The sequence below is a fragment of the Bacillus sp. CH_48 genome, assembly GCF_038008465.1.
In the GTDB taxonomy this organism is placed as follows: domain Bacteria; phylum Bacillota; class Bacilli; order Bacillales; family Bacillaceae_G; genus Bacillus_A; species Bacillus_A thuringiensis_S.
Window position 1 is genome coordinate 1,292,732 of sequence record NZ_JBBOZF010000001.1, and the last position, 26,008, is coordinate 1,318,739.

Here is a 26,008-nt window from a genome sequence, read left to right on the forward strand (position 1 = left end):
ATAGAAACGCTCCTTACATAGAGGAAGCACTATTCCTACGAATAGTGCTTCCTCCTTTTTTTGTTAGATTGTATATTTAATTTTTTGTTTTTCTTCGTGACGTTCAATCGCTAAACGAATTAGCTCTTCGATTAACTCTGGATACGGTAACCCAGTATGTTGCCATAATAGAGGGAACATACTAAACGGTGTAAATCCTGGCATAGTGTTTACTTCGTTAATATACACTTCTCCGTCTTTCGTTAAGAAGAAATCAGCTCGCGTTAAGCCTGCACCATCTAATGATTGGAACGCAATAATTGCATCACGCTTAATCACATCAGATTCTTCTTCTGTCATTTCAGCTGGAATAATTAACGCCGTATCACCATCGATATATTTCGACTTATAATCATAGAAGTCCTTTTTCGGAACGATTTCACCTACAACTGAACATTTCGGCTCATCATTACCTAGTACCCCCACTTCTACTTCACGACCTACAATATTTTCTTCTACAATAATTTTGCGATCAAATTGGAATGCCTCTACAAATGCATTCTCAAGTTCTTCACGATTTTTACACTTATTAATACCAACACTTGAACCAAGGTTTGCTGGTTTTACGAAACAAGGATATCCTAACTTATCTTCTACTTTAGAATAAGCTTCCTCACGATTTTTTTCCCATGCACTGCGAATGAAAGACGCATATTTTGCTTGTTTTAAACCAGCCTCTGCAAAGATGTTTTTCATAACAACTTTATCCATACCAGCAGATGATGCTAGAACACCATTTCCTACATAAGGAATATTCATCAATTCTAATAGTCCTTGAACCGTTCCATCTTCACCGTTTGGTCCATGTAGTAATGGGAAAATAACGTCAATAGCGTTTTCCTCAGAAGCTGCAGATGGAATAATCTCTGTACTTAATGATAACGGAGAAATCGCATTTTCTGCACTACTCATTTTTAAAGCTTCAACATCTGTTACTTCGCCTTCAATACGCTCACCACGTACCCATTGACCTTGTTCTGTAATATAAATTGGATGAATCTCGAATTTATCTTGATTTAACGCTTTAATAGCAGCAAGAGCCGTCTGTAACGAAACTTGATGCTCAGCTGATTTTCCACCATATAATAAACCTAATTTAATTTTTGTCACTGAAATCACCCTAACCAATTGTTTTCATTTTTCTATTTTAGCACTTTTTATAAAAATAGGTAGTTCCTATTTGAAATAAAATGTAACTTCCACAAATAATTAAATGACACCACTTATTGGTTTTCTACACTTTTTCTATTCCACTACTATACAAAGGTGAATTTTAAAATGAAATGGTAATCCTATCTAGTTATGTACCTAAAATATGTAGAAATTCCCTTTTTTGTGTATGTCACCTATTTACTAAGAAGATTGTTTGGTTAGTGTATCTTTTTGCCTTTGCTCAACAAGGCGATCTAAAGAAATATATACAATACCTGCAACTACACATCCTACAGCTAAAATTGTAAATAGAAAGTGGCCAAGTAATCGATCTAATAAAAAACCTCCCAAAAGTGGACCAAATGCGCTTCCTGTAATCCACTGCAAACTTGCAGCGCCCATATAAGTCCCTCTCAAATGCTCAGGGGCCAAGTTGGCTACAAATGTCATCTGTACAGGCGACATAATCATCTCACCTAACGTATATATAGCATAAACGAACAGTAGTGTTATTAAAATAACTGTAGCATTTGTATTAAACTCTCCAAACCACTTCGGTAACCACCCTATAAAAAATAATCCAATCCCGAACAAACATGCACCATATAACATCGTCTTCCCGACTGGTTTATCCGTAGCCCATTTTGAAATTTGAAATTGGAATAAAACAACTAATAGTCCGTTTAACGCCATTAAATATGGATATGGATTATTCGTTCCAAAAATACCCTTCATTTCATTATCAAAATGTAGTGGCAACATGCCTTCGGTTTGAGAAAAACCCATCGAAATGATAATACCTGCTAATAAGTAAATCATTAATGCCTTATCTCGCATTACAATTTTCAAAACTGCCCCAGATTCCTTTTCTTTATGTTCTTCCTTATCTATCCTCTTTGGCATCGTCTCTTGAATAAGAAGTAATACAAGTAACGCATAAAATAGCATTGTAGAAGAGGCAATAATAAACACAAGATTCTTTGACAACACAACTACTGATGCTCCCATTATCGGACCAATCGCAGCACCTATATTGTGTCCCATTCGTAATAAACCATATGCCTCTGTTCTTTTTTCTGGTGCCGTTACATCTGCGACCATAGCTGATGCAGCTGGATGAAATAAAGAATTACTCAACCCTAAAAAAATAGATAAAATTGCATATGGAATAAACCCTTCTATAAATAGAAAACCGAGCATTAATAATGCATTACTTGCCATAGAAAATATCATAATCGGTTTTCTTCCATATATGTCAGCAATTCTTCCTCCTATAAGTGATCCAAAGCTTGCAGCAATTGGAGAAAGCGCCATAATAACCCCAACTTCCAACAACGAATCTACCTTATCTTTTAAATATAATGCAAAAAAAGGCATTAACATCATCATTGCAATTCCATTTAACGTCTCTCCAATAAATCGAATCCATACGTTACGGTCCATCTCCCTTAACTCACGCCACGTATTTTTCATCATTTCACCCCTTTAGTTAGCCAACAATTATCTTATAATAAGTTCAGAAAAATTTAAATTTTCAAATATAAAAATCCATTCTAATAGAATTAGAATGGATTTTTTCACTTATAAATTCGCAACATCTTCTTCTTTTTTACTATTATTTAAAGCACTATGTTTTCGGCTATATAAGAAGTAAACCGCTATACCAATAACCATCCATATCCCAAAACTAATCCATGCTGTCCCCGATAATTGAAGCATTAAGTATAAACAGAAAATCACTGTTAACGCTGGTAAAAACGGTACAAGCGGAGCCTTAAATGCCCTTGGTAAGTCTGGATGGGTTCTTCTCATTACAATTACCGCAACAGCTACGAGTGCAAATGCTGACAATGTCCCCATGTTTACAAGATGTGCTAAAACATTTAAATCTATTAATCCTGAAATCAGTGCCGCAATAATTCCCGTTGTCCATGTATTTAAAAATGGCGTTTTAAATTTCGGATGAACTTTAGCAAGACGCTTCGGCAGTAAACCATCTCGGCTCATCGCATAAGAAACACGAACTTGTCCATACATCATAACTAGCATTACTGTTGTAATTCCTGTAATTGCTCCTACTGAAATTACTCCAGCTAAGCCATCTTGTCCAATAAATTGAAGTGCAAAAGCAACTGGATCTGATATATTTAACTGTCCGTATGGAACAATTCCTGTCAAAATAAGCGAAACAACGATATAAAGAACTGTACAAATTAATAACGATGCAATAATACCAATTGGTAAATCACGTTGCGGACGTTTCACTTCTTCTGCCGCTGTTGAAACTGCATCAAATCCTATAAATGCGAAGAATACTGTAGCCGCTCCAGCCATTACACCATCTAAACCAAACGGCATAAAAGGCGTCCAGTTTTCAGGTTTCACATAATTAAAACCAGCAAAGATAAAAATAAGAACAACTGCTATTTTAATAAATACCATAATGTTATTTACTCGTGCACTTTCACGAACACCCCTAGATAAAAGAACTGTCATCACTAAAATAATTAGAACTGCAGGTAGATCAATTATTCCACCCTTTCCTGTACCAGGAGCCGAGGAGAGAATAGTCGGAATGTGAATTCCAAACCCCTTTAATAAAGATTGAAAATATGCAGACCAACCGTTTGCTACAGCAGATGTAGCAAGTAAATATTCAAGCATTAGATCCCAGCCAATTAAAAATGCGAATACTTCTCCCATCGTCGCGTATGTATACGTATACACACTGCCCGATACAGGAACTGAAGAAGCAAATTCAGCATAACAAAATGCAGCAAAGGCACAAGCTAGCGCGGCAATCGCAAACGATAATATAATAGCTGGCCCAGAATGTTTCGCTGCCACAACACCCGTTAGAACAAAAATACCAGTTCCAACAATTGCTCCGATTCCAAGCATAGTTAAATCTAGCGCGCCCAATGTTCTTGCTAACGTTTTTTGCTTACTTTCTTGCATTAACTTTGCAATTGGCTTCTTTTGAAAAATTTGCTTCATCTTTCACTCCTCCAAGTTTTAAATTTTCTGAAAATTTTTAATTCGCTTTTTTATTTTACTCATTACGCTTTTCCTAGTCAATACTTTTGTCGAAACAAGTAGAAATTCTTCTGAATATGCACTATCCTTATCATTCTTTCTATATATCTTTCGACAACTCTTTTTGGTATTATTATACATGTCGATTCCACAAAAAAGGCATGCTCCCTTATTGAGAGCATGCTTTTTTTACTTATTTCACAGTATATGAACCTTGTTCAATCCAGCTATACATATACTTTTCATCTTCTGTTTCATGTGCTTGTTTTACAATACGAAGCGGACGGAATGTGTCTATCATAACAGCTAATTCAAGTGTCTCTTTCTTCCCTATACTTGCCTCTGTTTTCCCCGGATGCGGCCCATGGGGAATCCCGCTCGGATGAAGTGTAATAGAACCTTCTTCCACACCTTTGCGACTCATAAAGTTTCCTTCTACATAGTAAAGAACTTCATCACTATTAACATTACTATGATAATATGGTGCCGGAATTGACTCTGGATGATAATCGTATAAACGTGGTACGAAAGAGCAAATAACAAAATTATGCCCTTCAAATGTTTGATGTACTGGCGGCGGCTGATGAATGCGCCCTGTAATTGGTTCAAAATCCTCTACATTAAATACCCACGGATACAAATAGCCATCCCATCCAACAACATCTAACGGGTGGTGTCCTAAAACATGTTTGTGCATATAACCTCTTGATTTTGTCATTACGACAAAATCGCCTTTTTCATCATAGGTCTCTAATTTTTCTGGACCACGAAGATCTCTTTCACAAAACGGACTATGCTCTAACAATTGTCCGTATTCATTTCGATAACGACGCGGCGTTGTAATTTGGCTATTCGCCTCTACAACAAGAAACTTAGTCTCTCCTTCATCTGGAATAACACGATAAATCGTTCCAATTGGGATCGTTACATAGTCGCCTTTTCTATAGTGAATCGTTCCAAACATCGTTTCAATTTTCCCTGTTCCATAATGAACAAATAACATTTCATCGCCATCACCATTACGATAGAAATAATCCATTTTTTCTGTTGGGCTCACTACTCCAATTAACAAATCTTCATTTCCAAGTATGAAATTTCGTCCACTTATTGCATCACCACTTTTTTTATTTTCTTTCGTTCGGAAGTGGCGATGAGAAAGAGCAACATCCTCTTCATACTGCAACTGACAAGAATGCGATAATGCAGAATGACCTACTTCTGTTGGCATATAGTGATGATACAAAATAGACTGTGTACCAGAAAAACCTTTTGTTCCCATTACCTGTTCACGATAAAGCGATCCATCTTTTTTACGAAATTGTACATGTCGTTTATGAGGTAGTTCTCCCATGTGACGATAAAACATGCCCATCACTCGCTTCCTTTTCTTTTTTGATCGTATTACGTAGTGTACCTAAACCAGTAATCGACAGCTCTACAACATCTCCATCTTGTAGCCACTCTTCTGTACCAAGTTCTAAAATACAGCCTGTTCCTACTGTCCCAGAACCAATCACATCTCCTGGATATAACGTAACGTCCTCTGAAGCACGTTCAATCATTTCAGCAAATGTATAGTAAATATCTTGGAAGTTTCCCTTTGATAATAGTTTTCCATTTACATGAGCAGTCATTTCTAAATCATATCGATCACCATTACGATAAACATCTAATTCCTCTTTCGTAACAAGATGTGCTCCTAACGAAGTTGCAAAGTCCTTTCCTTTCGCTGGACCGAGACCTACTTTCATTTCTGTTGCTTGTAAGTCTCTCGCACTCCAGTCGTTCATAATACAATAACCAAAAATATATTCCTCTGCTTGCTCACGAGAAATATTTCGCCCTTCTTTTCCTATTACGCAAGCGATCTCCAACTCGTAATCAAGCTTTTTAGACTTTTTCGGACCAATTACAAAATCACCGGAACCAATTACAGCACGATGATTAGTAAAATAAAAGACCGGAATATCATACCATTCAGGCACAACATCTAGTCCTCTTCGTCCGCGAGCTGTTTTTACATGTTGTTCAAATGCGTAAAAATCTCGAATACTACTCGGATTAGGAAGAGCAGCTGTCAATTGTACTTCTTCTAAAGCATATATACCCTTATTTGGATTCTTAACATTCCTCACTACTTCTACATACTCATCAGCTTTCTCTAAAAAAGCCATCATAGAAGAAGGGATTCTCCCTTCACTAGCAAGATTCATATCTATTACTTTGTCACCTTCAAGCCATCCAGCCCGTATTTCTTTTGAAGGAAGACGAAATGTAACAAATTTCATCCTGATTCCTCCTTATAAAAATGAAATTTCCACCAGCAAAGGGACTTTTGCTGGTGGATACAAATCTTATAAGTTTCCGCGACGCTCTTGTTCTCTTTCAATTGATTCGAATAACGCTTTAAAGTTTCCTTCACCAAATCCACGAGAACCTTTACGTTGAATGATTTCAATAAATAAAGTCGGGCGATCTACAATTGGTTTCGTAAAGATTTGTAGTAAGTAACCTTCATCATCACGATCTACTAAGATCTTTAATTCTTTTAGCTTATCAATTTCTTCATCGATTTTTCCAACTCGTGCAGTTAACTCATCATAATAAGTATCAGGTGTATCTAAAAACTCCACCCCATTTGCACGAAGCGCTTCAACTGTTTTAACAATATCACTTGTTAATAAAGCAAGATGCTGTACACCAGCTCCATTATAGAATTCTAGATACTCTTGAATTTGTGACTTTCTCTTTCCGTCTGCTGGTTCGTTAATCGGAAACTTAATACGGCTTCCATTCGTCATAACTTTCGACATTAACGCCGAATACTCTGTACTAATATCGTCATCATCAAAATGAATCATTTGTTTAAAGCCCATGACATTCTCGTAATAACTAACCCACTCTTCCATTTTTTCAACATTACCAACTACATGATCGACAGCAATTAAACCAGACTCTTCAAATGGAATATTAAACTCTACCTTTTGGAATCCTGGCATAAATGCCCCTTTATAATTTTTACGCTCTACAAGCGTATGAATTGTATCACCATACGTACCAATAACTGCTTTTTTCAATGTACCGTCCTCATCTGTTAATTCCTCTGGTGGAGCAATTGCGACGGCACCACGTTTCACTGCTTCTGAGTATGCTTTATCAACATCATCAACAAGTAGTGCCACATCCTTCACGCCATCACCATGAGTCTTTACAAACTCTGCAATACGATTTTCACTACTTAAAGCTCCAGACACAACGAAACGCATATTTTTTTGCACAAGAACATAAGATACCTTTTCACGGTTTCCAGTTTCTAATCCAGAGTAAGCCACAATTTTGAATCCGAACGCTCTCGCAAGATAATAACTCGATTGCTTTGCATTCCCTACGTAAAATTCCAAATGATCTACATCACGTACTGGAAAAAAGTCCTCCATTTGTGCAGCTAGCGTATCCATAGATTTTTGTTTCATAATATCTTCATCCCCCTGTAAATAGATTAAATGGTCCATATACTTAAAACCAACCGAAAACGCTTCCAACATAAATAAATAGAAATTAGTTAGCAAGCTAACAAATTCTGACCTTTAAAATTTTCTATCTTTTCTGTCAAATTCCTCTTTTTTTCTTACATATAAAATTCGACTTTTTTCTCTTTGAAATAAAGTGAAACTTTAATCAGTGGATTTTTGATTATTCGTTGAATCAAGTTGCAACCGCAGCGTCTAATTATTCATGAATGCTAAATAATGGGGTAACTTTAATACTTGAAGGTATATAAGAAGAAAATAAAAAAGACTCCAACATATTAACTACTTACTAATACGTTAGAGTCTTTATTTTTTTTGAATAATTGTATTTATATATATCATACTAATACACTTGCAAGGAATAGAATAAATGATGTTAATATTACCGCTCCACCTAAGGATCCTAATAAATCTGTTTTTGTTACTTGAAACACTTGTTCACTGTTCATATCCCTCATTCTCCTTCCATTTTTGTTTGATTTAAAACTTCTATTATACTAATACACTTGATAGAAATACGATTAATGCTGTTAATACTACCGCTCCACTTGCTGATCCTACGAAGTCACCTTTTGTTACTTGTAATACTTGCTCTTTCATATCTTTCATTCTCCCTTCTTTTTCTTTTGTTACAAAGTTTCTATTATACTAATACGCTTGATAGAAATACGATTAATGCTGTTAATACTACCGCTCCACTTGCTGATCCTACGAAGTCACCTTTTGTTACTTGTAATACTTGCTCTTTCATATCATTTATCCTCCCTTTTCATAAGTTATCTATATGTAATTTCTAAGAAATGTTTATTTCATAGTTTTTATGTTAACGTTACATTAAATTTGATAACGTAACGTTTGTAACATTAATGTAACATAACTGTTGTTACGTTGCAATATAATAACGTGAAATTTATTACACTTTTTTTACGTTTTTTTATAATAATCCCCAAAAACCTTTATTTAATGCACTTTTCACTAAGCTCACGTTTGTAACATTCATGTAATATTACAGTCATAAAGTGAAATATAGTCATACTCCTCTCTATTTTTGTTACAAACAGTTTATTTAGTGACACTAAACCTATCTAATCTTTACTTACTTTTAATATGAGATAAAATACCGTCTTTCCAAGATAAGTTTATATGTTTCCTCTATATAACTATGTATAATAAAAACAAAGAGGTGGTCATTTTGAAATTAATCGCATTAGATATGGATGGTACACTACTATCATCTAATCTTGAAATCTCCAAAGAAAACCTACAAGCAATCCAAACTGCACAAGAAGCTGGTCATATTGTAATGATTTGTTCTGGTCGTGCGAAAGAGGATGCTTTAAAGCTATTGGAAGAATATAAATTATCTCTTCCAGTCGGAGCAAGCAATGGGGCTATTGTTTATGTGGATGGAAAAGTAATTAACTCGCGTTGTATACAAAACGACAAAGTGTACAAACTTGCAAAATTACTAGAATCTGAAAGTTTCCCATATAAGTTATATACAAATAAAGGAGTTTATTCTCCATATACATGGCAAGATCAAGTGATGCAAGCGTTCGAAGAAAATAAGCAGGCGCTCGATGTTACATTAGAGGAACTTGAACGAATTACAGAAAAGCAAAAGAAATCGAACTTAATTACTGATTTCAAAAAAATAGAAGATGTTGTAAATAACCAAGAACTAGAAATATCTAAATTCTTCATTTCAACATTTAATGCAGCGCATCGCGCACAGCTATTAAGCGTGTTACAAGAAGACGCTGATATTATGGTTACAGCATCAGCTCCTACTAACTTAGAAATTATGGATAAGAATGGACATAAAGGAAACGGGCTACAGCAGATGGCAGCTCATTTTAATATTCCTATTGAAGATACAGTTGCTATTGGTGATAATTTTAATGATGTACCAATGTTAGAAGTAGCAGGCTTATCTGTTGCAATGGGCAACGCTGAAGAAGATGTAAAAAAACTATGTGATGTTGTAACATTAACAAACAATGAACATGGTGTTGCTCACGCAATCGAGCAATTTGTATTGAAACAAACTTCATCTAGTAAATAAAAAAAGGACTCTTTCCATTTGAAAGAGTCCTTTTTTTATACATGATGACAAGAAACAAAATGATCATCACCAACATTACGAAATTCTGGTATTGTTTTTTTACAAACATCTGTTGCAAACGGGCAACGTGTATGAAAACGACAACCTGAAGGTGGATTTGCTGGACTTGGAATATCCCCTTCTAGTATAATTCGCTCTCGCTTCACTGTTGGATCTGGTATTGGAACGGCTGATAACAATGCTTTTGTATAAGGATGTAGCGGATTGGTAAATAACTCATCACGCGGCGCCGTCTCCACAATCGTACCTAAATACATAATTCCGATTTTCGTACATAAATGTTCTACTACACTTAAATCATGTGAAATGAATAAATAAGATAATCCCTTTTTCTCCTGTAACTCACTAAATAAATTAATAATTTGTGCTTGGATAGATACATCTAGTGCCGCCACAGGTTCATCAGCTACAATGAATTCTGGATTTAATACCATAGCTCTTGCTATTACGATACGTTGACGTTGTCCACCAGAAAACTCATGGGGATACCTGTCAATATGATAAGGAGCTAAGCCACATAACTCCAATACTTCAATTACCTTTTCACGAACATTTTCTTTCGTCGCTAATCCGTGGGCCAACATCGGCTCTCCAAGTGCTTCTCCAATTCTCATTCTCGGATTTAATGAGCTAAATGGATCTTGGAAAACGAGCTGCATATTAGGGCGATGTTTTCTCAATTCATCCTTGGATAAAGAATGAACATCTTTCCCTTTAAACTTCACTTCCCCCTCTGTTTTTTGAACGAGACGTAAAATTGTTTTTCCTATCGTTGTTTTTCCGCTCCCTGATTCGCCAACGAGACCAAACACTTCGCCTTTATTAATAGTAAAACTTACTCCATCAACTGCTTTTACATGTCCGATCGTTCTACTAAATATGCCACCTTTAATTGGAAAATATGTCTTTAGGTTTTTTACCTCTAATAATGGTTCACTCATTGCTCCGCACGCTCCTCATATAACCAGCAAGCTACTTTATGATTTTCATCATTTACATTTAGATTTGGGGCTTCTTTTTCACATATTTCCATACAATGCTCACAACGCCCACTAAAGTAACAAAACTCACCTAAACCAACTAAATTTGGAACTTGCCCTGGAATAGAATATAGTTTATCTATTCGTTTTCCCATTACTGGTTTTGATTTCAATAATCCTTTCGTATAAGGATGTTTTGGATTTTGGAATATCTCTAATACCGGAGCTTCTTCAATAACTTTCCCGCCATACATAACGACAACGTAATCAGCCATTTCTGCTACGACACCTAAATCATGTGTAATTAATAAGATCGACGTTTTAAATTCTTCTTTCACTTGTCTTAGTAAATCTAATATTTGGGCTTGAATCGTAACATCAAGAGCTGTTGTTGGTTCATCTGCAATTAATAACTTAGGATTACAACTAAGCGCAACAGCAATCATAATACGTTGTAACATCCCGCCGCTCAGTTCATGCGGATAAGAATGGACAATTTCATCAGCACGAGCTATGCCAACTTTACGAATTAACTCAATTGCTTTCTTATACGCTTCATTTTTACTAAGTAATTCATGCTCCCTTAGCGTTTCTACAATTTGCTCACCTACAGTGAAGACGGGATTTAGAGATGTCATCGGTTCTTGGAAAATCATTGCAATATCATTGCCTCGTAAACTACGAAGTTCTTTCTCTTTCATTCCTAAAAGACTTTTTCCTTCATATAAAATATCTCCACCCACTACACTGCCAGATTCAGCAATAAGCCCCATAATAGATAAAGCCGTTACACTCTTCCCGCAACCTGATTCTCCTACTACACAAACTGTTTCACCTTCTCGAACAGCAAAGCTAACATGGTTTACAGCCTTCACTGTCCCTTCCTCCGTTTGAAAGTGTGTTTGTAAGTCTTTTAGCTCTACTACCGCTCTACTCATACCTTCTCACCTACCGTCTCATCTTTGGATCTAACGCATCACGAAGTGCATCACCAAGTAAATTAATTGATACAACTGTTATAAAGATTGCAAAACCAGGCGGAATCCATAACCACGGACGCTTTTGGAAATCAATTAATGAGTTAGCTGCGCTAATCATGTTCCCCCATGATGGTGTAGGTGGGACGACGCCGAGACCTAAGTAGCTTAGCGCGGACTCACTTAAAATAGATCCAGCCACACCCAAAGTTGCTACAACAATAAGTAACGGAAAGACGTTAGGAATTAGATGATGAATGATTTTTCGAGAATCTTTTAATCCTAATACATCTGCCGCTTGCATAAAGGCTTGCTCCCGCAATGTTAAAATTTGTCCTCTCACAAGACGGGCAAGTCCTGGCCATCCTACTAAACTTAAAATAATCATTACAACATATAAACGGTACTCCGATGGTAATTTCCATTCTGATAAAATTGCTCCCATTATAATAAGTAGCGGTAATCCTGGAATGGACATTAAGACATCTGCAACATGCATAATTAAATGATCTACAACTCCTCGATAAAAACCAGCAATGGCTCCTAATAGAGCACCTAGTATAACGGATAGTAGCATCGACGCTAAACCAATTGTTAATGAAATACGCCCTGCTTGCATAAGTCTAGTTAAAATATCCCGTCCCAACTGGTCTGTTCCAAGCCAATGTGACAGGCTGGGTGGTTTATTAATTTGTGTTACTTGTACTTTCCCATCAGCATACGGTGAAAAGATTGGACCGATAAAACTAAATAAAAACATAAATATTAAAACGTATAAGCCACACAGTGCCATCTTATTTTTCTTGATTTTTTTATACGCTTGGCGCCATGGTGATGATTCATTTCTCTTTTTCCGTTCTTTCTTTTTCTCTATTATGGGTGTAATAGTCTCCATATCTTTCCCCCCTTACTTCAATCGAATTCTTGGATCAACAAACGCATATACAATATCAGCTAAGAAATTAGCCATAATCGTTAAACAAGAAAGAAACATTGTAAAGGCCATTAATACCGTATAATCACGGAAGTTTAATGCTTCTAATTGAATACTCCCAATCCCTGGCCAATTAAAAATCTGTTCAATAATAATAGCTCCTGAAAATAAACCCGGTAATTCAAAAGCGAGTAATGTAATTGCTGGCAAAATTGCATTTTTCAATGCATGTTTATAAATAACGGTTCTTTCTTTTAAACCTTTTGCACGAGCAGTACGAATATAATCTTGCCTAATAACATCCAACATGCCCGTTCTAAAATAGCGTGTTAACGATCCTACACCAAGAAGCGTTAAAATAAATACAGGTAGAATCATATGACGTAATACTTCTAATATGTATGCTATCCCTGTTGAGTTACTCCCAATATCAATCATGCCACCAATAGGTAATAACTTTAAATCAACTGCTAATAATTTAATTAAAAATAGTCCGATAAAGAATGATGGAAATGACATTGCTGCAAAGACACCGATTGTTACCAATCTATCAAACCAAGAATGCTGCTTTGTTGCAGAAATAACCCCAATAATAAGAGCAATAATCCAAGTGAAAAATAAAGCTGCAGCAGCAACAATAAATGTATTCCAAATGAATTTATTAAGTAATGAAGTTACCGGTTCTTGATACTGTAAAGAAAATCCAAAATCACCATGCAAAGCATTCACTAACCAATGAAAATACCTTTCAATAATCGGTTTATTTAAACCGTACAACTCTCTTAATTCTTGAGCCCTCTCTGGTGTTAATTTTGGATTTGAATCGATATAATCACCCGGTAAGAGTGCAAATAAGAAAAAGATAATAATAGACGTACCAAACAATGTAGGAATCATTTGTAGAAACCTACGAATGATATATGTTTTCACCTTTTGTCTCCCCAATCCTATTTACTTAAAAATAGAAGAACATTTTTTCAAAACAGCTACCATTCCATTGCTGTGTGAAAAAACGTCTTCTATTATTTAGGTCAACCCTTATTGTTCAATAGATAACACTGGTAAGTTGGAACTGATGCTATCGTACTTTTCTGGATCAATTCCTTTTATACGTGCATTATGAGCATAAAGTAGTTTACGATAGTTTAATAAAATAACTGGTGAATCATCACTTAACTCTTTATACAGCTCTTTATAAATCGCTTTACGTTTTTCAATATCTGTCGTTCCTATACCTTTTACAATCAAATCATCTACTTTCGGATTATTATAACCCGTATCACTTTTTGGATTAGTTGATAAGTACTCACTTACAACTTCACTTGGATCACTAATTCCTGGTGTTGAAACTGCCGCTAAATCGTAGTCACCTTTTCCTACTTTTGAAAGCATCGTATTAAAGTCCATCAACTCTGGATTTAATTCAACACCAATTTCTTTGTAACTTTCTTTTGCAATCGGAATAAAGATATCATTTGTTTTACCTGTATTTGATGCGTAGTATGTTAATTTTAATTTTTGACCATCTTTTTCACGAACCCCGTCAGAACCTACTTTCCAACCAGCCTCATCCAATAATTTTTTAGCCTTTTCTACGTCATGCGGATATTTATTAATACCTTCTTCTGTATATGCCCATGAAACTGGAGCAATTGGTACGTTAGCGACAGAGCCATAGCCTTGTAAAGCTGTATCCACATACTTCTTACGGTCTAATCCATAAGTAAGTGCTTGGCGTACCTTTTTATCTTTCAAATACGACTTCTTATTATTTACATAGATATAAGCAATATCACTTGATGATTCAAGATTAATATTTGCAAACTCTAATCCTTTTAATTGGTCTATATTTTCAGGGTTCGCTCTAAACCCACTATAGTCCAGTTCACCTGTTTGGAATAATTGGAATCCAGTATCACCTGATGTGATTTTGTAAATAAAGTTTTTAATTTTTGGTTTACCTGCATAATAATTTTCGTTAGCAACAAAGCGGACTTCTTGACCTGGAACATATTTTTCAAATTTATATGGACCCGCTGCAATTGGTTGCCCATATAATGCTTTTAAATAGTCTAAACTTGTATTTTGTTTATAATCTTTTCCATAATAAGCTTTTGATAGCACTGGGCCACCTAAATTCGTTAGCGCCTGTGAATTAACTTTTTCAGTTGTAATTTTAATTGTCTGTGGATCAACAACTTGGATTCCTTCAATAGAAGTTGCTTTTCCTTCTTTATATTCTTTCCCACCTTTAACAGCATACTGAGCAATATCCAATCCACCTTCATACGCTTTATCATGAAGTAGTGTTAATGTAAATGCTACGTCATCCGCTGTTAAAGGCGACCCGTCACTAAATTTTAAGTTTTTACGTAAGTGGAATGTATATGTTAACTGGTCAGCAGAAATATCCCATTTTTCTGCAAGGTCCGGAACAGGTTTACTTTGTTTGTCTGTTGTTACTAATGACGCAAAAATAACAGACGTTACATTTCCATCCCAACCATTATCTTGGAAATACGGAAGGAAAACTCCCCCTGGCTTAGAAATGGCTGTAATAAAAGTATCTTTTCGTTGATTTGCTTTCTCTGGACTTTTCTTTTTATCTGTAGCTGGAATTGATTCAATCTTAGAGTCTTTTAAATCCTGCTTTTTTACTGGTTCTGTAGAAGCCGTATCCTCCTGTCCCCCACAAGCAGATAACACAAGCGAACTACTCAGTAATACTGAAAATACACCAGCCCATTTTTTTGTTTTTTTCTTCATTGTCCCCACCCTAACTGTTTAATAGTTATACCCTTTGAACTTATTAGCTTATGTATGCCTCCCACAGCAACAATTATAGCCAATCGGAAAAGTCGGTTTTAATCGTAAAAAAATAGATGTTTTTGAGGGGTAACAATCTTATTCCGACCTTTCCGGTAGACTTTATGGTTATTAGCTTATATCGTTCATTATGTTTTGTCAATTCTTTCTAAATAAATATTTTTAGAATTTTTACAAAATTTTATCTCTACATTTATACTTTAAGAAAACTCAGCTATAATTCGTATTAAAAACTTAAAAATCTACTTCTATTTCTTCAGCATGAAACATAGAATACTAATAACCAATTACCAAAAAGGGGGCGAAAATATGGACAACCTATTCCAATACGTCCTGCACTACGTATTATTAACAATTATGATAGTCGGGGCGCTATTACTATTCCCGTTCTTCCCAAAGTTCGTCCTCTTTTTAGCTTTTTTTATCATGCTCGGGATCGCTATTATAATTTCAACGAGAGAAGATACCACGCAAAAAGAGAGCAGAGTTCAGCGCGTAAAGCTGTAACTTTGCTCTCTTTTCATTTTCATTCACTAGTCTCTTTTACACATATTTATCCCACTATTTTCCGGTCAGTAAGACCCTCACCTCAAAATTCAGCGAAAGCAAAGAAGTTAGGTGGGGGCGTGCTGCCCGTAAAAGCCCGATTCGTGAGGACTGATTAAAGTCTCACTTTATCTCTCGGGAAATAATTAGCCTTTGTTTTTGTAATTACTCCTATCGAAAAACTACTAATGACATTTATTTTTCACCTTAGCATTTCATATGTTTCACAAGCTATGCAAATTGAGGAACACGGATTTATCTAAGTTACTGTTTCACGTGAAACACATCGCTTTATTTAACCTTTAAAGCCAAATATCATTATGAAAAAAGCCACTTCCTCCAGCAAAACTGAAAGGAAGTGGCTTTCTACTCATTACTCCACAATATTCTCTAATTCATTATATAACTCTGCTCGTAACAACTCTTTCTTCGTTTTTTCCTCATATAATTTTTCAAGTCTTTCAACATCAGCTACATGTTCCATTTCACATTCTATTGCATATACATCTTCTTCTACATGCATTAACTCGTTTTCAATCTCTTCAAGATTCCTAGCTTCTTTCTCTTTTACAGGAACCGTTTCAACACTTTTTTTTCCTTGGCGTTTCTGCTTTATTACTTGCTTCTCAAGCTTTTCTTCCCACTTTTGACGAGCCCATGCATAGTTTCCTGCAAACTCAAATAATTTACATTCATCAATCCAGTACGTCTTTTCAAATAACTTATTTAAAAAATATCGATCGTGTGAAACAGCTAAAATCGTCCCGTTATATTGCTCAAGGGCTTCCTCTAAAACTTCTCTTGATTCAATATCAAGATGGTTTGTCGGCTCATCTAAAATTAGAAAATTGATGTCTTGATACATAAGTTGCGCAAGTCTTAACCTCATTTTTTCTCCACCACTAAGTTGCGTTACTTTCTTAAATACTGCTGGACCATAAAATAAAAACTTAGCTAATATATGTCTTGCTTCTCCCTCTGTTACAGTCACATTCTCCCTGAATGCTTCCAATACATTACTCTTCATATTTTCATACGTATGCTGTGATAAATAACCGATTTTCACACTACTCCCAACCCTAATTGCGCCAGCTTCTGGTTCCATTTCTTTTAATAGTAATTTTAGTAAAGTGGTCTTCCCTGTGCCGTTGCGACCAACGATAGCAGCACGCTCTTGAAAACGAACATGTAAATTCGCTTGTTCAAATAAAGGTCGGCCAGCAAAACCTTTACTCACTTCTTTCATTACAACAACATCTTTCCCACTTCTCTCTTGCCCTTCAAACTGAAGACCCATCTGTTTCCGTTCTAAAATCGGCCTCTTTAATTTCTCTATACGTTCTAACGCACGTTCCATATTTCTCGCTCTTTTATGCAATCCTTCATTCGGAGGATTCGCTTGATTTGCCCATTCACGTAGGCGCTTAATTGCTTCTTTCATTTTCTTTATTTTCTTTTGCTGCTCTTGATAAGCTTGAAACTCTTGAAGTAATCTTCCTTCCTTCTCCTCAACGAACTGAGAATAATTCGTATGGTACACGTGAATCGCTCCATCTTCCAAATCAAAAATTTTCGTTACAACTTCATCAAGGAAATAGCGATCATGTGAAATAACCATAACTGTTCCATTATATTCTTTTAAAAACTGCTCTAACCATTCAACTGCAAACAAATCTAAATGATTTGTTGGTTCATCTAATAGAAGTAAATCTGGTTTCTGCAATAGCATATATGCAAGGCTTACTTTCGTCTGTTCTCCTCCACTTAATTCCGTAAATACTCTTGAAAATAAGTTTGTCACTTGTAAGCCATTTGCTACCTTCATTATATTTGCCTCTATTTCATAACCACCGAGAAATGCAAATTTTTCTTGAATTACTCCGTACCTCTCCATTAGCTTTTGCAAAGAAGATTGTTCCTGCTCTTCTGCCATATTTTTTTCTAGAGCATGCATTTCTTTTTCTAATTCCTTTTCTACTTTAAAAGCGGAACTCAATACATCATATACAGTCATGGCCTCATCAAACTTCGGAATTTGTGCGACATGACCAATACGTGTACCTTTCTTCATATGGATGGCTCCTGTATCCAAACTCTCCATTCCCGTTAGAAGCCCAAAGATTGTTGTCTTCCCACTACCGTTACGACCAACTAACCCAACACGTTCACCATTCTTTATTTCAAGCGATATATTTTCAAATATGATGTTTCCACCAAAAGATTTCGTTACATTATTTACACTACAAATAGTCATTTTCCGTACTCCTTTCAATATAAAAAACCATGAGAAAGAAACATTCCCCATGGTTTTCGGCATAGAAAAAGGAAGCCAAATAGCTCCCTTTTCACACGTTTATTAAAAATGGGTGAAGAGATTCCTATCGTTCAATAGTCACTATGCAATTGTTAAAAAAGGGCATACGTATCCCGTTAACAACTACATCATGAAAAATCGCACGACAAAAATAGATAAAATCTAAAAATTTGGCACGTGCAGCTAAAGAACGTTTCATCTCATTCACCCCTTTCGTACGGAATTTAATACTTACTTCTTTATTATACTTCCCTATTTCATGTTTGAATAGTCTTTTTTCTGAAAATAATGAATATAGACTAAACATTTCAATGAGTGACATCAAATCTTACAAAACTGTTATGTTCACGTAATGGAAAGCGATAGTACGAAAAGATGCCTCCCTATACAATAAAGATGTAAACAAGAGAGACAAACAAAAGGAGGAAACAAACATGATAAAAGAAATCGTAAAAGCAATCTTTGAGGTATTAGTGAACGGACAAGCAGTTGTAAAAGAACTAAATGAACTATAAAAAGGAGTGAAGAAATATGATGAACATGGTAAAAATGATTTTACACGCTTTGGTCGATGCAAAAGCAGTTAGCCAAGAATTAAACCAACAATAAAAAGGGGTATATGAATATGAAGAAAGCCATTATTATAATTGCAAGCACAGCAATTACCTTATACACAATAAAAAATAGAAAAAAGAAAAATACTGAAAATGTTCTATATTATCCATACACACTATTAGAGAAAAAATAAAAGACAAGGTACCCTATCGTAATGAGGATATCTTGTCTTTTATTTTTCCCCATATTCCTTTAGAGGATTTCCTTCTCCTTTTCCCGAATGTATTAAGCGAGATTTTTACACATATTTTAAAGGGGCATATATATAAATGGATACACAACAACTATATTTTTTAAACGATATCGGTAAACAAAAACCAGAAAGTATTCGGAATAGAAGCGCTGCATGTCCATTTTGCGATACAGAACATTTAACGGATATTTTAGCAACTGATGGTTCTATTATTTGGTTAAAAAATAAATTTCCTACATTACAAGATACATTTCAAACAGTGTTAATTGAAACCGATAATTGCGAAGATCATATCGCAACATATACAGAAGAACATATGCGGAAATTAATGCAATTTTCTATTCAACATTGGTTACACTTACAGAAGAAAGAAGAGTTCGCATCTGTAATTTTATACAAAAATCACGGTCCATTTTCAGGTGGAAGTTTGCATCATGCACACATGCAAATTATCGGAATGAAATATGTAGATTATCTTGAAAATATTGAAGAAGAAAATTTCCAAGGGGTAATTGTTCAAAAAAATGAACGCATTGAGCTTAATATTTCAGAGCGTCCCATTATTGGCTTCACTGAATTCAATATAATCATTGATAATATTTCATATATAGATGACATGGCAAATTACATTCAGCAAACTGTACGTTACATACTGACAGATTTCCATAAAGGATGCAGTAGTTATAACTTATTCTTCTATTACTTAAATGGAAAAATCATTTGTAAAGTTGTTCCTAGGTTTGTCGTTTCACCGCTGTATGTAGGATATAAAATACCTCAAGTTTCCACAAAACTAGAATACGTAAAAATACAACTAGCGGAGTATTTCACAAAATGAAACGATTATCAAAAAAAAATAGAGTAGGTATCAAAACCTACTCTTTAATTACACCTTTATTTCGATAGTACACATCTTCTAATCCGATGTTATACTTCATGTTATTATCCGTCCACTCTGGCCCTAAATTCCCTGGCCATCCAGATGTATTCGCTATATATTTCAGTAATGCAAAATCAGTCAAACCTTTTTGCACCCCACGCTTATATCCTTTCATTAAATGCGGCATTGCAATTTGCGCATTTGTACGTGGATCTTTCAGCTCATCATCAGTTAAATGTTCTGGTGCAAGCCCGCCGCCGCGGTGTAGTTGAAACAATCCGAATGAAGTTCCATTATCTCCAACACTTCTTGGATTTAATCGACTTTCATGCTCAGCAATTGCAAGAGGTATCCATTCCGGAAGATTTACTTTCTTCGCTTCCTCTATAATGATTTGTTTCATCTGTTTTGCTTCTTCTGAATCAACATAGCTTGTTCCATTCACTAGCTTATCCATTCCTTCAGACTTTCCTTGGAAATATAAATATACTCCAAGAACAACTAAAAATCCTACAAAGAATTTCTTCACTACCTCTACCTCTTTCTCCGCTGAAATTTGTCCCCTTTCAGCCTTCCCTTTACAATTACCTACATTCTACTACTCTTTTATCATAGCAAATAACTATACGTATTATCATCATGCTTTAGACCGATTTTGTGAAAAAACAGCTGGTAAATACGTGCAAAAATGTAACTTTCATAGACTATAACGTATTTATTGTATATAATTGTAAATTGAATTCTAAATATAAACTAGGAGAATAATAATATGAAAAAATGGCTGTTACTCTTATTTAGTTTACTACTACTAATTCCTGTCCCTATTTCCGCACAAAAAATCGAACAACCAAAAACCCTTATTTTATACAGTTCAAACGATGATCAAATTACAAGTGATATCCAAATACTTAATACACAAGTAGGACATTTCACTAATAATATAACAATTAAAAACATAAAACAGTTAGCTGAAATAACTGATAAATCTTCGTATACACATGTTATTTACATGAGTGAAAAACAAGAAGAACTTTCTACTGAAGCAAAGAAATTTCTAGAAGGATTCCCAGGACCATTACTAGTTTTAGGTCAAAATATAGAACAGTTATCTAATCGTTTTTCATTTATCACACTTAAAAATGAAGATATAAACTCTGATACAATTGAATATCCAACACGTAAACTAAAGAATATATTAGAAGAAGAAAGAACAATTAAACAACTTGACACAAATGGAACAATTCTCGCCCATGCTTTAAGAGGAAATAATACTTATCCATTAATTGTACAGCAAAACAATTCTTATTATGTAGCAACTTCTAACCTCTTTGATTGGATATCTTATTATATTGGCGAAAGCCTATTTTCTTATTTTCAGCAAAAACCCGAAACAAATAAAAAATTAGCTTATTTACGTCTTGAGGATGTTCACCCAGCAGCAGATATAAATCAATTGAAAGAAATTGCTGAATTACTAAAAGAGAAGAAGATTCCTTACATGATCACTGTTATTCCTGTATATACAGATCCAGATACAGGTAAAACACTACATTTAAAAGATAAACCCGAACTAGTCGATCTTTTACGCTCTATGCAAGATGATGGCGCAGCGATTATTATGCATGGTTACACTCATCAATTTTATGATAGTGAAACTGGGGAAGGTTTTGAATTTTGGGACGTAAAGACGGATCAACCAATTCGCCAACCGAAACATGAAAAACCGAAGACAAAAGATGAATTTCCAAATATAGAGTCATATAACCAATATGTAAAAAAAGGGGAAGAGTTTGAGAAAAAATATACGACAGATCATATCGAAAAGGGGATTCAAGAACTTGTAGATGCTAAACTATATCCTGTCGCCTTTGAAGCACCTCATTACACAATGTCTCAAAAAGGGTATGAAATATTATCAAGATACTTTTCAACTTATGTAGGACAACTACAGTTAAGTGATACAACTTGGAAATCCATGCACTCTCCAGCATATAGAAGTACACCATCATTTCTACATGGAATGAAATTAATGCCTGAAACAGTCGGTTTTATTGAAGAAGATAAGCCACAAGCTATTGCTAAAATGAAAGAAAATGCTTTATCTGTTGCTAAATTATCCGATGGGATTATTGGAGCATTCTATCATCCTTACTTAGGTGTGAAACCATTAAAAGAAGTGTTAAAGGATCTAGAAAGTATTCCAAATATAGAATGGATTGATTTACAAAAGGAAAAGAATGAAGTAAAAATGAAAGATATTCATATTACTACGAATAAAGAAGGCATTCACGTTAAAAAACCAACAAGTGCAAATGACATAATTGATTATATAAAGCAATATGGCTTCTTCCTTATACTAGGATTCGTTATTATTGTCTTTCTTTTATTATTAAAACGCGCGAAAAAATTAGAATCCTAATACAAAACCACCGAGCGGAACGCTTGGTGGTTTTTTGTCCTATATCAAACCGTGGCATTTTATTAAATAAATTCAACTTTTACTTTTTCCGTTACATGATTAAAACTATAATTCTCCTATCCTTTCAAATAAAATCGACTTGTATTTTCATATATTGTTTCTGCGACCTTATCGATGGATATGTTTTTTATAGAACTAATTTCCTTTAATACCTCTCGAATCATTCTTGGATGCGTTATAACACCCTCTTGAAATTCCCACGGTCCATCTGTTTCTACCATCATATATTCAAGCGGATAATACGAAACGATTTTTCTAATCTTCTCCTTATGTAAAACATCCGGTGTAATCGAAATATAATAACCATTTCTCATCATCCGTTTCATTGTTTCATCGCTTCCTTTAAACCAATGGAAGTGTGCACGTGAAACTTTATATTTCTCTAGCAAATCACATACAATGTCAGCATCTTCATAAACTGCGTGTAATACAATCGGCAAATTATACTTACTAGCTAGTTCTATAAATTTTTTCAATACAGCTAGGTATGGATCTGCAGCAATTCTTTCATCTTCTTTTCTCAAATAATAGGGCAAACCTACTTCACCAATCGCAACAATTTCCTCTGCGTTCTGTTCAATAAGTTGATAAATCTGTTCACACTCTTCTTTATGAATCTGTTGCTCTGGATGAAACCCTATCGCTGGATATATAAAGGGATACTTCTTCGCTAAAGATAACGTTTCCTTACAAGATTGATAATTCATAGATACCGCAATAAGCCCCTTTATTTCATTACTATTTTCCACCTCTTTTAGTAATCTGCTCTTCTCTTCATCCTTATATTGATCAACATGTATATGACTATCAATCCATTTCATCTTTATGCCCCCATAAAAAAAACAAGAAAGGACTTCCTTTCTTGTTTTAGCATCTATATTATTTAACAATTAAGTTTGTTATGATATCAAATAATCCAATACACACTACGGCAACAGTAAAGTAGCTACAGAAATCTTTAATTGGTAACTTCACTACTTCTTCTTTACGCATCCCATTTTTCTCCCTTCTTACTAGATCCCTAATTATTTTTCTATCTGTATCTATTATGCAAAAAATATGACAAATTTACTATCGAATTAACTTACGTAAACCTTACAATGTTGTAAGGTTTAAAAAAGGATCCTCATCTTTATTCAGATGAGGATTATTAAAAATTAGTTGGTTTTTCATTCTTCATTACAAACAGAAAGTAATACATTAAGACTTTCTAGTTATACTATATGAAAATTACTATCTTTTAACTATCGAATTACATTACAGAAGGCTTACATGTTTGTAAGTTATGTGTAATGTAATTCGATAGTTCCCCTTACTTATATTTCGTACAATAACGTTAGAAAGTAAGCCAAATAAGAAGAACACTCACATAACCAAATTACATTGCTAGTAGCTACTCTTCTTATACCTTTCACCTATGCTACTACAATGTACCCCCTTCCCCTTTATATAATAAAAAAGCCTTAGTCTATATGTACTAAGGCTTTTTTGTTAATCTCAAAAATACCCTTACCCAGTATTTTTATTTTCGACAAAAAATAGATGGGGGTATATTTTACTATCTCATCGTTAAAAGTTTGCTCTTCGCATTTATAGGAATATTTGCAACCTCAATCTCTTCAATCGATTCACCGTAACGTCCTTTTGCAAAAACCTTTAATGCTTCATCTCTCTTTAACATATGCTTAACCGTTTTCTTTATTTTCTGCTCTCTACCACGTTCATCGAATGCAATAAATTCATATTCATACCACTCATCACCAATATGCTGACCAATTGTATTCACAACCGTATAGTATTCTTTCGTCTTATAAAATGGATTATATTTATCGATAACCGGCCCAAGTTTCGTAGGCAGTAACATTACTACTATTACTATCATCGCTATTATAGTAGTGATCATTTTTTTCTTCATAATAAGCATTCCTCCTCTGCAGGATATATATACATCCATTTTAAAAAGGGGGAATAAAATCTACTATTGAATCTCATTACATTACACTTACATTTTTGTAAGAATTAAAAAAGGTGAACGAATTTACTCGTTCACCTTTTAGCTTGCTTTAAAGCCACCGCCAAGTACATCACGTACATCATGTATAACAACGAAAGCATCTTCATCTACCCGGCTAATAACTTGTTTTAACTTAACAAGCTCTTGTTTATTAATAACAACATATAAAACTTCTTTATTTTTACCAGTATATCCGCCGCGCCCTTCTAATACAGTAACACCGCGTGTCATATTTTTCGTAATAGCCTCACGAATTAAATCTGGTTGATTCGAAATAATCGTAACAGCCGTTTTTGTATCCATTCCTTCTACAATGAAATCAATCACCTTCGCTCCGATGAACACAGCTACAAGTGTATACATTGCCTTTTCTTGCCCTATTATAAATACAGAACCAGCAATTACAACAATATCAATAATTAGTACGCCTTTACCTACGCTCCAACCTAAATATTGATTCGCTAACTGAGCTAAGATTGCTGATCCTCCCGATGTACCTCCGGCTTTGAACATACAGCCTAATCCAATACCCACAAATAAGCCAGCAAATAAAGCTGCTAATAATGTATCACTATTTACATGATATTCAATATGTTCTGTAACGTATAAAAACAAAGATGTTTCTACAATCCCTAAAATTGTATAAATCATTGTTTTCTTATCAAAAAATTTATAACCAACAGCTAGTAAAATTGCATTTATAGCAAAGTTCACAATTCCTGGTGACCAATCAAATAAGTAGTACGTAACAACCGTTAAACCAATAATTCCACCTTCCGATAAACGGTTTGGAATTGCAAAGTAATTAATACCAATTGCGAATAATAATGAACCAATTGTAATTAGTGTTATTTCCTTTATACGTTGATTAACCATAGTTCATACCCTCCCCCCATTTGACATTGTATCACTATCTCCTAGAGGTTTAGAAGTGGTTTTTATTCCGCATTTTCCCTCTTAAAAATTGAAATATTATGTTTAAACAGAGGGTTGATTAATTATTCATATTTGCTCTAACTGCACGGACAAATTGCTCCACATTCCCTTTCTGAATATACTTAGCGCGAATGGTTTCATGATTACAAGTAAACTCAAAATACGGATGAAAATCTATGCTATCTATATGCAAATATGAATACTCTTTAAATGTTGAAGAATAGTACGGAAATTTCCCGTAAAAAAGGAGACGTCTAGTAGTGGCAACAAAAATCCCATGTTGATACGATAATATAAAATTATCCTTCTCAAATATCCCTACCACAAAGGCCAAAATCTTTTCATCATCATCTACATACTTTTTCATACTCAATAAAAGTTCATTCATGCATATTCCTCCAAATTCTATTCACTGCTTTAACACTTGAAAAG

The 26,008-nt window shown here is 34.7% G+C and carries 26 protein-coding genes; 5 read left to right on the plus strand and 21 right to left on the minus strand.

The genetic code is table 11. The features are described from left to right. Positions 1-63: 63 nt before the first annotated feature. The 9 genes from N2V92_RS06220 to N2V92_RS06260 all read right to left on the minus strand — a co-directional run bounded on the left by N2V92_RS06220 (position 64) and on the right by N2V92_RS06260 (position 8,508). On the minus strand, positions 64-1,149 hold the full coding sequence (locus N2V92_RS06220) for a D-alanine--D-alanine ligase (protein WP_000161434.1): 1,086 nt from the start codon (positions 1,147-1,149) through the stop codon (positions 64-66). A 243-nt stretch (positions 1,150-1,392) separates the two neighbouring features. Beyond that, a complete protein-coding gene (locus N2V92_RS06225) occupies positions 1,393-2,664 on the minus strand; it encodes an MDR family MFS transporter (RefSeq protein ID WP_000799713.1) in 1,272 nt (423 codons plus the stop codon). Positions 2,665-2,772: 108 nt separating this feature from the next. After that, a complete protein-coding gene (locus N2V92_RS06230) occupies positions 2,773-4,188 on the minus strand; it encodes an amino acid permease (protein WP_000809361.1) in 1,416 nt (471 codons plus the stop codon). A 232-nt stretch (positions 4,189-4,420) separates the two neighbouring features. Next, complete coding sequence (locus N2V92_RS06235) at positions 4,421-5,593, minus strand: homogentisate 1,2-dioxygenase (protein ID WP_012614724.1); 1,173 nt, start codon at positions 5,591-5,593, stop codon at positions 4,421-4,423. Next, a complete protein-coding gene (locus N2V92_RS06240) occupies positions 5,559-6,515 on the minus strand; it encodes a fumarylacetoacetate hydrolase family protein (RefSeq protein WP_000673996.1) in 957 nt (318 codons plus the stop codon). Before N2V92_RS06240 ends, N2V92_RS06235 begins: the two co-directional genes overlap by 35 nt. A 66-nt stretch (positions 6,516-6,581) precedes the next feature. Then, positions 6,582-7,700 (minus strand): 4-hydroxyphenylpyruvate dioxygenase, encoded by a 1,119-nt coding sequence (gene hppD / locus N2V92_RS06245; protein ID WP_000810920.1) that lies wholly within the window; start codon positions 7,698-7,700, stop codon positions 6,582-6,584. Positions 7,701-8,095: 395 nt separating this feature from the next. Then, entirely contained in the window at positions 8,096-8,206 is a 111-nt protein-coding gene (locus N2V92_RS06250; RefSeq protein WP_001083691.1) for a DUF3948 family protein, read from the minus strand. A 43-nt stretch (positions 8,207-8,249) separates the two neighbouring features. Continuing rightward, complete coding sequence (locus tag N2V92_RS06255; protein ID WP_000654250.1) at positions 8,250-8,366, minus strand: DUF3948 family protein; 117 nt, start codon at positions 8,364-8,366, stop codon at positions 8,250-8,252. Positions 8,367-8,400: 34 nt separating this feature from the next. Next, the gene (locus N2V92_RS06260) at positions 8,401-8,508 is read right to left on the minus strand and encodes a DUF3948 family protein (RefSeq protein ID WP_000664237.1); all 108 of its coding nucleotides are present in this window, start codon (positions 8,506-8,508) and stop codon (positions 8,401-8,403) included. A 441-nt stretch (positions 8,509-8,949) separates the two neighbouring features. Between N2V92_RS06260 and N2V92_RS06265 the strand changes: the two genes are divergently transcribed. Then, the gene (locus tag N2V92_RS06265) at positions 8,950-9,822 is read left to right on the plus strand and encodes a Cof-type HAD-IIB family hydrolase (RefSeq protein WP_000766426.1); all 873 of its coding nucleotides are present in this window, start codon (positions 8,950-8,952) and stop codon (positions 9,820-9,822) included. A gap of 35 nt (positions 9,823-9,857) precedes the next feature. Here the strand turns inward: N2V92_RS06265 and N2V92_RS06270 are convergent, their stop codons facing one another. The 5 genes from N2V92_RS06270 to N2V92_RS06290 all read right to left on the minus strand — a co-directional run bounded on the left by N2V92_RS06270 (position 9,858) and on the right by N2V92_RS06290 (position 15,539). Beyond that, positions 9,858-10,823 carry an ABC transporter ATP-binding protein gene (locus N2V92_RS06270; RefSeq protein ID WP_001294500.1) on the minus strand — a complete coding sequence of 322 codons (966 nt, stop codon included), beginning with the start codon at positions 10,821-10,823 and terminating at the stop codon, positions 9,858-9,860. Continuing rightward, positions 10,820-11,800, minus strand: a complete 981-nt coding sequence (locus tag N2V92_RS06275) for an ABC transporter ATP-binding protein (protein ID WP_000085614.1) — start codon at positions 11,798-11,800, stop codon at positions 10,820-10,822. The genes N2V92_RS06270 and N2V92_RS06275 overlap by 4 nt, the downstream gene beginning before the upstream one ends. A 10-nt stretch (positions 11,801-11,810) precedes the next feature. Next, complete coding sequence (gene opp4C, locus N2V92_RS06280; RefSeq protein ID WP_170264899.1) at positions 11,811-12,734, minus strand: oligopeptide ABC transporter permease; 924 nt, start codon at positions 12,732-12,734, stop codon at positions 11,811-11,813. Between the two features lie 12 nt (positions 12,735-12,746). Further along, positions 12,747-13,703: an ABC transporter permease gene (locus N2V92_RS06285; protein ID WP_000860687.1), complete on the minus strand. Its 957-nt coding sequence runs from the start codon at positions 13,701-13,703 to the stop codon at positions 12,747-12,749. Between the two features lie 108 nt (positions 13,704-13,811). Further along, positions 13,812-15,539: an ABC transporter substrate-binding protein gene (locus N2V92_RS06290; RefSeq protein WP_016078969.1), complete on the minus strand. Its 1,728-nt coding sequence runs from the start codon at positions 15,537-15,539 to the stop codon at positions 13,812-13,814. A 369-nt stretch (positions 15,540-15,908) separates the two neighbouring features. On the opposite strand from N2V92_RS06290, the gene N2V92_RS06295 reads away from it, so the two are divergent. Further along, on the plus strand, positions 15,909-16,106 hold the full coding sequence (locus tag N2V92_RS06295; protein ID WP_000369259.1) for a hypothetical protein: 198 nt from the start codon (positions 15,909-15,911) through the stop codon (positions 16,104-16,106). A 412-nt stretch (positions 16,107-16,518) separates the two neighbouring features. On the opposite strand, the gene abc-f is transcribed toward N2V92_RS06295, so the two are convergent. Then, positions 16,519-18,399 (minus strand): ribosomal protection-like ABC-F family protein, encoded by a 1,881-nt coding sequence (gene abc-f / locus N2V92_RS06300; protein ID WP_000150890.1) that lies wholly within the window; start codon positions 18,397-18,399, stop codon positions 16,519-16,521. A 124-nt stretch (positions 18,400-18,523) separates the two neighbouring features. Then, the gene (locus tag N2V92_RS06305; RefSeq protein ID WP_000830643.1) at positions 18,524-18,658 is read right to left on the minus strand and encodes an RAxF-45 family protein; all 135 of its coding nucleotides are present in this window, start codon (positions 18,656-18,658) and stop codon (positions 18,524-18,526) included. A gap of 420 nt (positions 18,659-19,078) precedes the next feature. Here N2V92_RS06305 and N2V92_RS06310 point away from each other — a divergent pair, with 420 nt between their 5' ends. Both N2V92_RS06310 and N2V92_RS06315 read left to right on the plus strand, forming a co-directional pair. Continuing rightward, entirely contained in the window at positions 19,079-19,207 is a 129-nt protein-coding gene (locus tag N2V92_RS06310) for a hypothetical protein (RefSeq protein ID WP_002083998.1), read from the plus strand. A gap of 136 nt (positions 19,208-19,343) precedes the next feature. Then, on the plus strand, positions 19,344-20,105 hold the full coding sequence (locus tag N2V92_RS06315) for a DUF4931 domain-containing protein (RefSeq protein ID WP_002162952.1): 762 nt from the start codon (positions 19,344-19,346) through the stop codon (positions 20,103-20,105). Between the two features lie 37 nt (positions 20,106-20,142). Here N2V92_RS06315 and N2V92_RS06320 read toward each other — a convergent pair whose 3' ends face one another. Further along, on the minus strand, positions 20,143-20,676 hold the full coding sequence (locus N2V92_RS06320) for a transglycosylase SLT domain-containing protein (RefSeq protein WP_000713249.1): 534 nt from the start codon (positions 20,674-20,676) through the stop codon (positions 20,143-20,145). A 240-nt stretch (positions 20,677-20,916) separates the two neighbouring features. Here N2V92_RS06320 and N2V92_RS06325 point away from each other — a divergent pair, with 240 nt between their 5' ends. Next, the gene (locus N2V92_RS06325) at positions 20,917-22,566 is read left to right on the plus strand and encodes a DUF2334 domain-containing protein (RefSeq protein WP_016078968.1); all 1,650 of its coding nucleotides are present in this window, start codon (positions 20,917-20,919) and stop codon (positions 22,564-22,566) included. Between the two features lie 116 nt (positions 22,567-22,682). Here the strand turns inward: N2V92_RS06325 and N2V92_RS06330 are convergent, their stop codons facing one another. The 4 genes from N2V92_RS06330 to N2V92_RS06345 form a co-directional block, all read right to left on the minus strand. Further along, on the minus strand, positions 22,683-23,447 hold the full coding sequence (locus N2V92_RS06330; protein ID WP_000871109.1) for a TatD family hydrolase: 765 nt from the start codon (positions 23,445-23,447) through the stop codon (positions 22,683-22,685). Positions 23,448-24,184: 737 nt separating this feature from the next. Beyond that, on the minus strand, positions 24,185-24,541 hold the full coding sequence (locus tag N2V92_RS06335) for a YxeA family protein (RefSeq protein WP_000728422.1): 357 nt from the start codon (positions 24,539-24,541) through the stop codon (positions 24,185-24,187). Positions 24,542-24,679: 138 nt separating this feature from the next. Continuing rightward, positions 24,680-25,516, minus strand: a complete 837-nt coding sequence (locus tag N2V92_RS06340) for a YitT family protein (protein WP_000248045.1) — start codon at positions 25,514-25,516, stop codon at positions 24,680-24,682. 118 nt (positions 25,517-25,634) lie between these two features. After that, complete coding sequence (locus N2V92_RS06345; protein ID WP_001004219.1) at positions 25,635-25,964, minus strand: PH domain-containing protein; 330 nt, start codon at positions 25,962-25,964, stop codon at positions 25,635-25,637. Positions 25,965-26,008: the final 44 nt, after the last annotated feature.